We start from the raw sequence: 12,577 nt of genomic DNA, 5'->3' as shown, positions 1-12,577 counted from the left end.
CCACTGCTGTTTACCCCCCCTTTTTCAGGATACCCGTTATGAACCCGGCTCCCCTCTACCTGTTGGCCCCCCTGGTGCTGTTTATCGTGACCCTGCTGCTCTATCGCATCTCGCCGCTGCGAGCGGTCGCGGCCGGCAGCGCCCGCTGGTTCATCCTGCCCGCCTTCACCCTCTTCATTCTGCTCATCATCATCAATGGTGCGGCAGACCCGAGCCTGCGCAACCCGGCCTTCCACTGGCTGATGCCGGGGCTCGGCTTTGCCCTCAGCCTGTTTCCGGCTCTGCCCAAGGCACTGGTGCCGCGCCTCGCCATCAAGGAGGGAGCCTTCGCCGCCCTCGGCCTGATGCTGATGAGCCTGGCCATGGTCTACTGACCGGCTGGCCGCTGCCGTTGCCATGACTCAAGGGGCGCTCTGTGACGAGGGCCCCTTGTACAAACAATGGCTTGCAGGCATCTTGGTGAAAGGATCGCCAGCAAGGAGGCCAGATGGACAATCCGCCTGATTTCATGGCGCAGTGGGATTACAAGGACCCCGCCGCCACCGCCCTGCGTTTTCATGCTCTGCTGCCCGAGGCGCGCGCCGCCGCCGACCTGCAATACGAGCTGGAGCTGCTCACCCAGATAGCCCGCACCCATTCGCTGCAACGCCAGTTTGCCGAGGCACACCAGTTGCTCGACGAGATAGAGCCCCGCCTCACCGAAGCGACCCCGCGGGCCCGCCTGCGCGCTCTGCTGGAGCGCGGCCGCACCTTCAACTCCGCCGGCGACAAGGCCAGCGCCAGGACGCTGTTTGAACAGGCGTGGCAGCTTGGGCTCAAGCACAAGGAGCTCTATCTCGCCATCGATGCGGCCCACATGGTGGCCATCGCCGCCCCGCTGGAGGAGCAGAACCGCTGGCATCAGCTGGCGATGGAGCTGGCGGAGCGCAGTCAGGATCCAAAGGTGCGCGGCTGGCTCGCCACCCTCTACAACAATCAGGGTTGGACCCTGTTCGAACTGGGCCGGCTGGAAGAGGCCCGCCAGTGTCAGCAAAAATGCCTGGTCTGGCACGAGCAGCACCACAATCAGGCCAAGGCCTTTATCGCCCGCTGGAGTCTGGCCCGCCTGAGCCGGGCCCAGGAACAACACGAGCAGGCCCGGGCCGAGCTGACCCAGCTGAAGGACGACATGGCAGCCGCCGGCGCGCCCGAGGATGGCTATGTGTTCGAAGAGCTGGGGGAGAATGCGCTGGTACTGGATGATCCGGCCGCTGCCGAATACTTCGCCCGCGCCTGGTTTCTGCTGTCTCAGGATCGCTGGCTCAAGGCCAACGAGGCCGAGCGGCTGGCCAGACTCAAGGCGCTGGGCAAGCTCTAGTCAACCATCGTCAGAAACGCAGCGGGGCGGCCAATGGGCCGCCCCGCATGCTTCATCCCCCGAGGGGGTAGCCCCAGGACGTCAGACCAGGCTCGCCTCCTCCCAGCTCTGTTTCTTGCGATAGATGGTGGAGGGGCTGATCTCCAGCAGGGCCGCCGCCTTGGGAATGTTGCCGTCACAGCTGGCGATGGCCTGCTCTATGGTCTCTTTTTCCACCAGCCAGAGCGGGCGGATCGGGGCATTGGACACCACAGGCTCGGTGCTGCCGACCGGCGCCGGGGTGGATACCGCCAGCGGCAGGCCCCCCCGGCTGCCGTTGAGGGGCGGCGGCAAGATGTCAGGGCTCACCAGCTCGCGGTCGTTGAGCACCACTATGTTGCGCACCACGTTCTGCAGCTCGCGCACGTTGCCGGGCCAGGGGTAGTCGAGCAGCACCCGCGCCGCTTCGGCATCGAAATCCTTGAAACGCTTGCTCTCTTCCTTGGCGTAGCTCTGCAACAGGTTGCGCGCCAGCAGCAGTATGTCTTCGCCCCGCTCGCGCAGCGGCGGCAGGCTCAGCGGGATCACGTGCAACCGGTAGTAGAGATCCTCGCGAAAACGCCCCGCTTTCACCTCCACCAGGGGATCCCGGTTGGTGGCGCAGACGAAGCGCACGTCCACCGTCTCCAGCTTGCCGCTGCCGACCCGCTGCAGGGTGCCGGTCTGGATGAAGCGCAGCAGCTTGCTCTGCAGGTCGAGATCCATCTCGCAGATCTCGTCGAGGAACAGGGTGCCGCCGTCCGCCAGGCTGGCCGCCCCCTTGCGATCCCCCTGGGCGCCGGTGAACGACCCCTTCACGTGACCGAAGATCTCGCTCTCCATCAGGTCGTGGGGGATGGCGGCGCAGTTGAGGGCGATGAAGGGTTGCTCGCGACGCGGGCTGCACTGGTGGATGGCCTCGGCGCACACCTCCTTGCCGGTGCCGCTCTCGCCGGTGATGAACACGGTCGCCTTGCTTGGCGCCGCGCTCTCGATGATGCGATAGACCGCCTGCATCGGCATGGAGGCGCCGATGAAACCGGCAAACGAGCTGCGCTCGAAGTTCTCCCGGTACTGGGCCACCAGCGAGCTGAGCTGCTGGTGCTTGAAGGCGTTGCGAACGGTAGCGCACAGCCGCTTGCCGTCAAACGGCTTGGTCAGAAAGTCGAAGGCACCGAGCCGCATCGCCTCCACCGCCACGTCCACCGAGCCGTGGGCGGTGATCACCACCACCGAGCAGGGCAGCTGCTGTTCGGTGATCTGCTGCAGAATGTCCATGCCTGACATGTCGGGCAGCTCGAGATCCAGCAGCACCACGGGGGGCGGGCTGCTCAGCAGCTGGGCCAGGGCCTGCTGGCCACAGTCGGCCCGCAGCACCTCATAGCCATCCTGGGCCAGATACTGTTCATAGACCACAGCCAGACTGCGGGTGTCTTCCACCAGCAGGACTCGGGGTTTGCTTTCCGCCACGGCGCCATCCTTGCAATTGATTTTGTTGTCTATTTCGCCATCTTAGCACAGTTGGCGACTCTCTCTTTTATCCCGCCATTCGGCAGGATATACAAGCAAAAACGGCTCCCTAAGGAGCCGTTTTTCAACGCGGGCCGTTTACTTCTTGGCGTTCTCGCCATCGGCAGCAGGCTTCTCGATGGCCAGCAGCTCAACGTCGAACACCAGCACGGCGTTGGCCGGGATGGAGCCTGCACCGTGCTCGCCATAGGCCAGCTTGGACGGCAGGAAGAACTTGAACTTGGAACCAACCGGCATCAGCTGCACGCCTTCGGTCCAACCCGGGATCACCTGGTTGAGCGGGAAGGTGGCCGGCTCGCCGCGATCGACGGAGCTGTCGAACTTGGTGCCGTCGGTCAGGGTACCGGTGTAGTGTACCTTGACGATGTCGGTGGCCTTCGGCTTGGCGCCGGTACCCATCTTCTCGACCTGGTATTGCAGGCCGGATTCGGTGCTCTTCACGCCCTCTTTCTTGGCGTTGGCGGCCAGGTACTCTTCACCCTTCTTCAGGTTTTCCACCGCATCCTTGTCAGCCTTGGCCTTGGTCAGCTCGTTGATCTTGGCATCGTATTGCTGCAGAACCTTCTGGATATCCTCGTCGGTCATCTTGGCTTCTTTGCCCAGACCGTCGGTGACGCCCTTCAGGATCACGGCATTGTCCAGCTTGATGCCGAGCTCCTGCTGGCGCTCCAGGGTATTGGCGATATAACGACCCATGGAGAGGCCAATTGCATAGCCGGATTGCTCTTCAAAGCTCTTGGCTTCAGCCTTGGGGGCCTCTGCCGGCTTGCTGGCTTCTGCCTTGACCTCTGCGGTATTCGCAGCAGTCTTCTCGTCTTTTTGGCAAGCAGTCAGACCTACGGCAACCGCCGCAGCCAACAGGGACACCTTCAGAAAATTGTTCATCAGTTTCTCCAAAACTCTAAATACCGCTCTCGGTTCCTTCGTGAAATGAGAGGTTTATCGTGATAAGCGCCTTATACTAACGCCGTGATCGCAGGTAACGAAAGCATGAGACAGGAAAAATGATAAAAAGTGCCATTTATCTCGTCGCGGTTTGCCTGATACTGACAGGCTGCGAACAGAGCTCATCGCCGGACCGGCAACTGACCCTCGCCAGCCAGGGGCTGCTGAGCGCCGATCTGGCCAGTGACGGCAAGCAAGCCATCGTCTCCAGCCTGGGCCAGGGCACGGTAGTGTGGGACCTGGAGCAGGACAAGGAGCGCTGGCGCTGGCGCCAGTCCGACAATCCGGACGACTTCGTCATCATTACCCGCTTCTCGGCGGACAACAGCCACGCCGTGACCGCCAGCCTGAATACCTTCGGGATCTGGCGCCTCAAGGATGGCCAGTCCCAAGGCTACTATTCGCTTCCTGAATCCAGGCTGAGGGACATCGCCCTCTCCGCCGACGGTCGCCAGGTGCTGATCGGCCGGGAAGACGGCAAGGCGGAGGTGGTGGACACCCGCACCGGCCGCAGATTGCAATTCCTCGGCCACACCGAGCAGGTCAACACAGTCGACATCTCCCCAAACGGCCGTTACGCCCTCACCGGCGGCAACGACTACAGCGCCTATCTGTGGGATACCCGCAGCGGCCAGGTGGTGTGGCGCTTCAACCACGCCGGCCGGGTGGTGCTGGCCCGGCTCGACCCGAGCGGACGGCTCGCCTTCACCGCCGACAGCCGCCAGGCCAGCATCTGGGATCTGAAAACCGGCAAGGAGCTGAGCCGGCTGCAGTTCGACCACCGCTTCGAGGTCTACACCACGGCGCGCTTTGCCAACGACGGCAAGTGGCTCATCACCGGCGCCCCCTCCCGCCAGCTCTCCCTGTGGCAGGTGAGCGACGGCAGCCTGCTGCAGAGCTGGCGCGTCTCGCCCCATCCCAAGGTGAAACCGCCGAGCGCAGTGGTCTACGGCGTGGCTTTGCGCGACAATAGCCACCTTGTCAGCGCCAGCTCCAGCGGCCTGGCCGAAATCTGGACTATCAAGTAAGGACCAAAAGGCCCATGAGTCAGCAATTAAACGATCGCCTCGAAACCCTGGAAAGCCGCCTCGCCTTCGCCGAATACACGGTGGAGCAACTCAACGAGGAGGTCACCACCCAAGGGCGCGAGCTGGATCGGCTCAAGCATCGGATCCAGCTACTGGTGGACAAGCTGCAGAGCGTGCAGCCAAGCCAGATCGCCAGCATGGCCGAAGAGACCCCGCCGCCGCACTACTGAGTGCGCAGCCATAAAAAAACCCGCGCCAGGCGCGGGTTTTTTTATCATCGGCCAGGCCGTGATCAGTGCTGATGGCCCTTGCCACCGCAACCGCCGCCACCGCAGCAGCCGCCGTGACCATGGTCGTCGCCGTGGTCATGACCGTGATCGTGGCCGTGATGGCCACCGCCGCAGCAACCGCCGTGCTCATGGTCGTGACCATGATCGTGGTCGTGGCCATGATCGTGACCGCAACCACCGGCACCGTGCACGTGGCCATGGGCCAGCTCTTCGGCAGTGGCGGCGCGCACGTCCTTGATCTCGACCTTGAAGCCCAGGGTCACGCCGGCCAGCGGATGGTTGCCATCCACCTTGACGAACTCTTCGGACACTTCGACCACGGTCACCGGACGGTGACCTTCGTCGGTCTCGGCCACAAAAGTATCCCCTTCAGACACTTCCATGCCGTCGAACAGCTCGCCCGGCACTTCTTGCACCAGGTTCTCGTCGTACTCGCCATAGGCCTGGCTCGGCGTCAGGGTGACGTCGAACGCCTCGCCCACGCTGCGCCCTTCCAGCTCGGCTTCGAGGCCGGAGACCAGATAACGGGTACCGTGCAGATACACCAGAGGCTCTTTACCGACAGTGGTGTCGATGACTTCACCGTGTTCGTCGGTGACCGTGTATTCCAGCGTAACCACGCTCAGGGGAGCTACTTTCATGTCAGGGATCCTGCGGATAGAAAAAAACGGGCCCAGAATACCTCAAAAAGGCAGACAAGCATATGGTGCGCCCGGCTCAGTCGTGATGAAAAAGCCAGCAGGGGATGGCAATGCAAAGCCGCCCGCCATCCCGTTGGCCGGCACTCATGGGAGTGAGCGGCGCGCTGGCCCGTGCAGGCCGGCGGCCGCCATCAGCCCGAGGGATGGGCACCATCTGCGCTCTGCCCCTCCATTATTCCGGGCGAAACACCCCGATCACCTGTTCGGTCTCGCGGGTCACCCTGGCCACCTCGGCCTCGGTCTGCACCTGGGTGTCCCCGCACTCGACGCAGGTCACCTTCTCGACTCCATGCTCCATATACAGCATCATGGTGTCCATTTTGCCGCACGCCGGGCAAACAGCCCCGGCAATGAAGCGTTTTTTACGTCTGGTTTCCATTTTCGTTACCTCCGGGCAGCATCATATCAGGGTTTTTACATGCATCACGCCATCGAACATCAGCATTTTTTCACCCCCCATCTGCAAGTCGGCGTTCGCAAGCGCATGCCGGCAGGGCAACTGCTGCGGATTGCACGGGGTGCGGCGCTGCTGCGACTCGGTGCCCATGAGCTGCTGCTGACGGCGGGAAGCCACTTCTGGCTCTGTGCCGATGCCCTGGCCGCGTTCAGCCCGTTGGCCGGCTGCCGTTACGATCTGCTGATCTGCTCGGTGCGTGTCGACCAACCCACCCAGGCGGGCTGGCTGCAACCCGGCCCGTTGCTGGATCCCCTGTTCGACAGCCTGGCCGACTGGCAACGCCCCCGCGACTGGCACGGCGCCTACGGTCACCGGCTGCAGGTACTGCTCGACGAGCTGCAGGGCTGCCCCATCCAGCCGCAAGCGGATGTTGCGCTGCAGACCGCCTGGCAGGGGTTGGCCGCTGGCCAGGCTGGCGGCAACGAGGCATGGCAGCAGGCGCTGGCGCAGCGCGGTCTCAACGAGCCGACACTGGCGGCCGATGCCCTGCGGGCGCAGTGGCAGCTGCTGCAGGCGATGCGTCTGCTCAAGAGCGGCAGCAAGGCTCCTCAGGTGGCGAGCAAGCTCGGTTACGAGGATGAGCGCGCCCTCGATCGCGCCAGCCAGCAGTGGCTCGGCTGCCCGCTGGCGACCCTGCTCGCGGTCTGACCGCCCTCTCGCAGCTCGGCCCCCGGCGGTTCGCACCAGGGCGGATCGCCGCAATAAATGGATGAAATGAGTCCAGTTTTACGGCAAACGGTCGTTAATAACGGAAGGGCCATTTCTCCTATAATCCTTTATGCTAGGGGCCTGAATCGACTGATACCGTTTTGACTCACAGGACATCTGCCATGAAAAGCAAGGCCAACCAATCCCAGGGCATGTTGCTGTTTCATCTCTCGGCCAAGCAATCCTTCGCCATCGGCACCCTCAAGGTAAAAGAGATAGTGCCCTACACCCAGCTGACAGCCATGCCGCACTCGCACCCGACCGTGCTTGGCGCCGCCAGCATGCGTGGCACTACCATCCCGGTGATCGACATGGCCATGGCGGTGGGTTATCGCCCGATCAGCCAGGAAGAGATGCCGCACTGCTTCATCATCATCACCGACTGCCGCCGCACCCTGGTGGGCTTTCTGGTGCGCGGCATCGACAAGATCACCGAATGCAACTGGCGCGACATAGCGCCGCCCCCCGCCTCCCTCGGTCACAACGTGTTCGTGACCGGCGTGACCCGGGTCAATGACCAGCTGATCCAGCTGCTGGACGTGGAGCTGATCCTCTCCCGGGTCTACCCGGACGACCCCAGTCACCTCTACCCGGTGCTGACCGACGTGCAGCGGGAGCGGATCAAGCCGATGCGGATCCTGCTGGTGGATGACTCCTCGGTCGCCCGCCGCCAGCTGATGGCGGCGCTGGACTACATCAACATCCCCTACGAGGTGTGCACCAACGGCAAGGATGCGCTGACCCTGATGCAGACCCGGGCCGCCCAGAAGACCCCCATCGACATCCTGGTGAGCGACATCGAGATGCCGGGGCTGGACGGCTACGAGCTGGCCTTCGAGGTGCAGAGCGACGCCAAGCTGGCGGGTGCCTACATCATCCTGCACACCTCGCTCTCGAGCGAGATCAGCGTGGAGCGGGCCCACCAGGTGGGTGCCCACGAGGCGCTGACCAAGTTTGAAGCCAACGAGCTGATCCAGGCCATGCTGCGCGGTGCCGAGCACCACGACAGCCTGCCGGCCTGATCCCGACGGCGAGCAGCCCGGCTGCTCGCCGTTTCCTTTTCTGTCCCGGACCCAGCATGCTGATCGAGAGCCACTTTCACGCCCCCTGGTGGGCGCGCAATCCCCACCTGCAAACCATCCTGCCCAAGTGGCTGCGCCGCCAACCGGCCCGCTTCGTGGCCGAGCGCTTCGAGCTGGCGGACGGCGACTTCGTCGATCTCGCCTGGAGCGGCGAGATCAGCCGGGATGAGCGACCGCTCATCGTGCTGTTTCACGGGCTGGAGGGAAGCATTCACTCCCACTATGCCAAGGGGCTGTTCGCCCACCTGCAACGCCAGGGCAACGAGGCGGTGCTGATGCACTTTCGCGGCTGCAGCGGCGAGCCGAACCGGCTGCTGCAGGCCTATCACTCCGGTGCCATCGAGGATGCCCAGGCGGTGATCGCCGAGCTCGGCCGCCGCTTTCCCGGCAAGCCGCTCATCGCCATCGGCTATTCGCTGGGGGGCAACATGCTGGTCAATCTGCTGGCGCGCGCCTGCCCGAGCGAGCTGACGGCGGCGGTGGTGATCTCGGCGCCGCTGCGGCTGGACAGCTGCGCCGATCGGGTCAATCAGGGCTTCTCGCGGGTTTATCAGCGTTATCTGCTGGGCACCATGCGCCACAACCTGCAGCAGAAGATCCGGCGGCAGGCGGCGGCCAGCGCCCGCTGGCAGCCGCAGCAGGTGCGCGCCATCGCCACCCTGCGCGACTTCGACGAGCAGGTCACGGCGCCACTGCACGGTTTTGACAGCGCCGATCACTACTACCAGCGCTGCTCTGGCCTGGGGATGCTGGCGCAGATCCCCATCCCCACCCTGGTGATCCACGCCGCCGACGATCCCTTCATGACCGAGGCGGTGATCCCGCAGGCGGAGCAGCTCTCCCCCATGGTGCGTTACGAGCTGAGCCGGCGGGGCGGCCACGTGGGCTTCCTGCACGGCACGCCCTGGCGGCCAAGATTCTGGCTGGAGGAGCGGATCAGCCAGTGGCTGCAGGAGCATACGGGCCGGTAGCCATGGCGGCCGCTCTCTCACCTCATCGGCTGGCGGCCAGATAAATCCCTTGCGCTGGCCGACCACAGATAGACAATACCCGCTCTCTGGTAACGGAAGATAAAACCATGATAATCCCCTGGCAAGAGCTGGATGCAGACACCCTCAACAACCTGCTCGAGCACTTCGTGCTGCAGGAAGGCACCGAGTATGGCGAACAGGATGTCAGTCTGGCCGACAAGGTCGACGATGTCAGAGCTCAGCTGCAGCAGGGCGTGGCGGTAATCGTGTACAGCGAGCTGCACGAGAGCGTGAACATAGTGCCCAAGGCGACCCTCGACAGGGCGCAGGTGGACGACCTACCGCAATAGCCTGCCCATCGCCGTTGCGGGCCTGCCACCCTGGCCGCCCTTCTCCCTGTCTGTTCCCGCCGGATCTCCCTGCACCCGATAAAACAACATGGCCCTGCGCAACTGCGCAACTGCGCAGGGCCATGTTGACTGGCATTGCTGCCATCTTGCCGAATCTTGTTCATGCCGGTTCTGCAAACACCTTGCGCCCCTGGCACAGCCTGTCCTGTCTCCCCGATAGCGGATAACGACAAGGTTGACCGCAATAATTAAGCGCCGGGTCGTATCGACAAAATAGAATAAATAAAGTGAAGCGCTTCACAATATTAAATTATGATGACAAAACTCGCCCTCACCATAAAAATAGTGAGAGCAATATCTCGCTGCAGCCAATATCCAGCAGATTAATCCGCCACACAGCTGATTATTGATGGCGGCCCAATATGACAAGATGTTATTTCATTACCGATTCGCCCCGGCCTATGGCGTAATAATGGAACCCATGATCTTTCATGCGACCCGGATCAAACAGATTGCGACCATCCACGATCAGGGGTCGCTTCAACGCCTGCTTGATGGCGGCAAAGTTGGGGGCCTTGAAATGGTTCCACTCGGTGCAGATCACCAGGGCATCCGCACCAAACAGGGCGGCCTCCTTGGTGCCCATCAAGCGCAGCTTGTCGCAGTTGCCGTAGATCTGCTGGGCCTCCTGCATCGCCTCGGGATCATAGGCCTGCACGATCGCACCGGCCTGCCACAGCGCCTCCATCAGGGCCCGGCTCGGCGCCTCGCGCATGTCGTCCGTGTTGGGCTTGAACGCCAGCCCCCACAGGGCGATGGTCTTGCCTGCCAGGGTCTCCCCTTCGGAGCGGAAGAACGCTGACAGCAGCTGAAACAGCCGCGACTTTTGCAATTCATTGACCCGCTCCACCGCCCGGATCAGCGGCGTGTCGTACTCCAGCTCCTGGGCCGTGGCCAGCAAGGCTTTGACATCCTTGGGAAAACAGGAGCCGCCATAACCACAACCCGGGTAGATGAACTGATAGCCGATGCGCTGATCCGAGCCTATCCCCTGGCGCACCATCTCGATGTCGGCACCGACCCGCTCGGCCAGTCCGGCCATCTCGTTGATGAAGCTTATCTTGGTGGCCAGCATGCAGTTGGCGGCGTACTTGGTCAGCTCGGCGCTGCGCACATCCATGAACAGGATGCGGTCATGGTTGCGGTTGAACGGCTCGTAGAGCTCGCGCATCAGCTGGCGGGAGGCCTCGTTGGCGGTGCCCACCACGATGCGATCCGGCCGCAGGCAGTCCTGGATGGCGGAGCCCTCTTTCAGAAATTCGGGGTTGGAGACCACGTCGAAGGTGAACGACTGCTCCCGCTGCTGCAGGATGCTCTTCACCCTGGCGGTCACCTTGTCGGCGGTACCCACCGGCACGGTCGACTTGTTGACGATGATGACGGGCCGGTCACGATGCCGGGCGATGGTTTCGGCCACCGTCAACACGTGGCTGAGATCGGCGGAGCCATCTTCCCCCGGTGGCGTCCCCACCGCCAGAAACTGCACATCACCGTGTTCGACGGCCTGTACGGCATCCGTGGTGAACACCAGGGCGCCGCTCTTGATGTTGCGTTGCAGCAGGGTGTCGAGCCCGGGTTCATAGATAGGGACATGACCGTCCATCAGGGCAGCCACCCGCTGTTCATCGACATCGACACAGATGACCTGGTGACCGACGTCGGCCAGCACGGTGGCCTGAACCAGGCCCACGTAGCCACTTCCAAATACAGTAATGTTCATATTGATACAACCAGAATGTCAGAGAATTTGTAATTTGGAAAAACAGTAGGTTTGGGGGGTTATAAATATTTATCACACTACCTAAGATGTCCGCACCAGTTAATTGTTACCAGCTGTTTCTGGACCATTGCAGGCCCGCTTTTATATCCGTATGTTGAGTAAAACAGTTTGGGGGAGCCCAATTTAATGGGCACTGATTAATATTCTTTGTTGGATCTCATATGCAAGATTTTCTGCCATTTTCACGGCCAGCCATGGGCGATGCCGAGATAAGTGCTGTCTGTGATGTATTGAAATCGGGCTGGATCACCACGGGCCCGAAGAATCATGAACTGGAGCAGCAATTCTGCCACACCTTCGGTTGCCAGCATGCCGTCGCCCTCTGCTCCGCCACCGCCGGTATGCACGTCACCCTGATGGCGCTGGGCATTGGCCCGGGAGACGAGGTGATCACCCCCTCCCAGACCTGGGTCTCCACCATCAACATCATCACCCTGCTGGGGGCCGAGCCAGTCTTCGTCGACGTGGACCCGGATACCCTGATGACCAGCGCCGAGCTGATCGCCCCGCTCATCACCGCCAGGACCAAGGCCATCATCCCGGTGCACTATGCCGGCGCCCCCCTCGACCTGGACCCCATCCTCGAGCTGGCCGGCCGGCACGGCATTGCGGTCATCGAAGATGCCGCCCACGCGGTCGGTACCCGCTATCGGGAGCGCTGGATCGGCGCCAGCGGCACCGCCATCTTCTCCTTCCACGCCATCAAGAACATGACCTGCGCCGAAGGGGGCATGCTGGTGACCGACGACAAGGCGCTAGCAGACAAGGTGCGGATGCTCAAATTCCACGGCCTGGGCGTGGATGCCTTTGATCGCATGAGCCTGGGCCGCAAGCCGCAGGCGGAGGTGATCACCCCGGGCTTCAAATACAACCTGGCCGACATCAACGCCGCCATCGCCCTGGTGCAGCTGGCACGCCTGCCCGAGCTCAATGCGAAACGGGCCGAACTGGTGGCCCGCTACCAGGAGCGGCTGGCCGGCCTGCCGCTGGCCCCCCTCGCCGTGCCAGGCTACCCACACCTGCACGCCTGGCACCTGTTCATGGTGCGGGTCGACCCCGAGCGCTGCGGCCTCGATCGGGATCAGCTGATGCAGGCGCTGCAGGAGCGCGGCATCGGTACCGGCCTGCACTTTCGGGCAGCCCATACCCAGAAGTACTACCGCGAACGCTACCCGACCCTCAGCCTGCCCCATACCGAGTGGAACTCCTCACGCCTGTGCACCCTGCCACTCTTCCCGGACATGACGCTGGCCGACGTTGACCGCGTGGTCGCGGCACTTATCGACATATTGGAGTAACC

The 12,577-nt window shown here is 62.8% G+C and carries 14 protein-coding genes; 9 read left to right on the top strand and 5 right to left on the bottom strand.

What is annotated here, in order from left to right; genetic code table 11:
• The first annotated feature begins 38 nt into the window (after window positions 1-38).
• Together AB5Y98_RS01345 and AB5Y98_RS01340 are read left to right on the top strand one after the other, a co-directional pair.
• Window positions 39-374, top strand: a complete 336-nt coding sequence (locus tag AB5Y98_RS01345) for a hypothetical protein (protein WP_005303968.1) — start codon at window positions 39-41, stop codon at window positions 372-374.
• Window positions 375-487: 113 nt separating this feature from the next.
• Window positions 488-1,357, top strand: a complete 870-nt coding sequence (locus tag AB5Y98_RS01340) for a tetratricopeptide repeat protein (protein WP_368231164.1) — start codon at window positions 488-490, stop codon at window positions 1,355-1,357.
• Window positions 1,358-1,438: 81 nt separating this feature from the next.
• Here the strand turns inward: AB5Y98_RS01340 and AB5Y98_RS01335 are convergent, their stop codons facing one another.
• Together AB5Y98_RS01335 and fkpA are read right to left on the bottom strand one after the other, a co-directional pair.
• Window positions 1,439-2,845, bottom strand: coding sequence for a sigma-54-dependent transcriptional regulator (locus AB5Y98_RS01335; RefSeq protein ID WP_368231162.1), 1,407 nt, complete (start codon window positions 2,843-2,845; stop codon window positions 1,439-1,441).
• Window positions 2,846-2,983: 138 nt separating this feature from the next.
• Window positions 2,984-3,790, bottom strand: coding sequence for an FKBP-type peptidyl-prolyl cis-trans isomerase (gene fkpA / locus AB5Y98_RS01330; RefSeq protein ID WP_005303977.1), 807 nt, complete (start codon window positions 3,788-3,790; stop codon window positions 2,984-2,986).
• Between the two features lie 119 nt (window positions 3,791-3,909).
• On the opposite strand from fkpA, the gene AB5Y98_RS01325 reads away from it, so the two are divergent.
• Both AB5Y98_RS01325 and AB5Y98_RS01320 read left to right on the top strand, forming a co-directional pair.
• Entirely contained in the window at window positions 3,910-4,878 is a 969-nt protein-coding gene (locus AB5Y98_RS01325) for a WD40 repeat domain-containing protein (RefSeq protein WP_010634893.1), read from the top strand.
• Between the two features lie 14 nt (window positions 4,879-4,892).
• The gene (locus AB5Y98_RS01320; protein WP_005303987.1) at window positions 4,893-5,108 is read left to right on the top strand and encodes a SlyX family protein; all 216 of its coding nucleotides are present in this window, start codon (window positions 4,893-4,895) and stop codon (window positions 5,106-5,108) included.
• Between the two features lie 62 nt (window positions 5,109-5,170).
• Here the strand turns inward: AB5Y98_RS01320 and AB5Y98_RS01315 are convergent, their stop codons facing one another.
• Together AB5Y98_RS01315 and AB5Y98_RS01310 are read right to left on the bottom strand one after the other, a co-directional pair.
• Window positions 5,171-5,809, bottom strand: coding sequence for a peptidylprolyl isomerase (locus tag AB5Y98_RS01315; protein WP_005303992.1), 639 nt, complete (start codon window positions 5,807-5,809; stop codon window positions 5,171-5,173).
• A gap of 232 nt (window positions 5,810-6,041) precedes the next feature.
• Window positions 6,042-6,248, bottom strand: coding sequence for a YheV family putative zinc ribbon protein (locus AB5Y98_RS01310; protein ID WP_005303994.1), 207 nt, complete (start codon window positions 6,246-6,248; stop codon window positions 6,042-6,044).
• A gap of 39 nt (window positions 6,249-6,287) precedes the next feature.
• Here AB5Y98_RS01310 and AB5Y98_RS01305 point away from each other — a divergent pair, with 39 nt between their 5' ends.
• The 4 genes from AB5Y98_RS01305 to AB5Y98_RS01290 all read left to right on the top strand — a co-directional run bounded on the left by AB5Y98_RS01305 (window position 6,288) and on the right by AB5Y98_RS01290 (window position 9,437).
• The gene (locus AB5Y98_RS01305; RefSeq protein WP_368231160.1) at window positions 6,288-6,974 is read left to right on the top strand and encodes a hypothetical protein; all 687 of its coding nucleotides are present in this window, start codon (window positions 6,288-6,290) and stop codon (window positions 6,972-6,974) included.
• Between the two features lie 182 nt (window positions 6,975-7,156).
• The gene (locus AB5Y98_RS01300; protein WP_005304001.1) at window positions 7,157-8,056 is read left to right on the top strand and encodes a chemotaxis protein; all 900 of its coding nucleotides are present in this window, start codon (window positions 7,157-7,159) and stop codon (window positions 8,054-8,056) included.
• Between the two features lie 56 nt (window positions 8,057-8,112).
• Entirely contained in the window at window positions 8,113-9,087 is a 975-nt protein-coding gene (locus tag AB5Y98_RS01295) for a hydrolase (protein ID WP_368231158.1), read from the top strand.
• 107 nt (window positions 9,088-9,194) lie between these two features.
• Window positions 9,195-9,437, top strand: a complete 243-nt coding sequence (locus tag AB5Y98_RS01290) for a YheU family protein (RefSeq protein WP_005304010.1) — start codon at window positions 9,195-9,197, stop codon at window positions 9,435-9,437.
• Between the two features lie 433 nt (window positions 9,438-9,870).
• On the opposite strand, the gene AB5Y98_RS01285 is transcribed toward AB5Y98_RS01290, so the two are convergent.
• On the bottom strand, window positions 9,871-11,217 hold the full coding sequence (locus tag AB5Y98_RS01285) for a UDP-glucose/GDP-mannose dehydrogenase family protein (RefSeq protein ID WP_126882483.1): 1,347 nt from the start codon (window positions 11,215-11,217) through the stop codon (window positions 9,871-9,873).
• Window positions 11,218-11,438: 221 nt separating this feature from the next.
• On the opposite strand from AB5Y98_RS01285, the gene arnB reads away from it, so the two are divergent.
• Window positions 11,439-12,575 carry a UDP-4-amino-4-deoxy-L-arabinose aminotransferase gene (gene arnB / locus AB5Y98_RS01280; protein ID WP_095593328.1) on the top strand — a complete coding sequence of 379 codons (1,137 nt, stop codon included), beginning with the start codon at window positions 11,439-11,441 and terminating at the stop codon, window positions 12,573-12,575.
• Window positions 12,576-12,577: the final 2 nt, after the last annotated feature.

Origin of the sequence: Aeromonas sp. s3 (assembly GCF_040907805.1) — a bacterium.
In the GTDB taxonomy this organism is placed as follows: domain Bacteria; phylum Pseudomonadota; class Gammaproteobacteria; order Enterobacterales; family Aeromonadaceae; genus Aeromonas; species Aeromonas dhakensis.
This window is presented reverse-complemented; position numbering and strand designations above follow the sequence as displayed.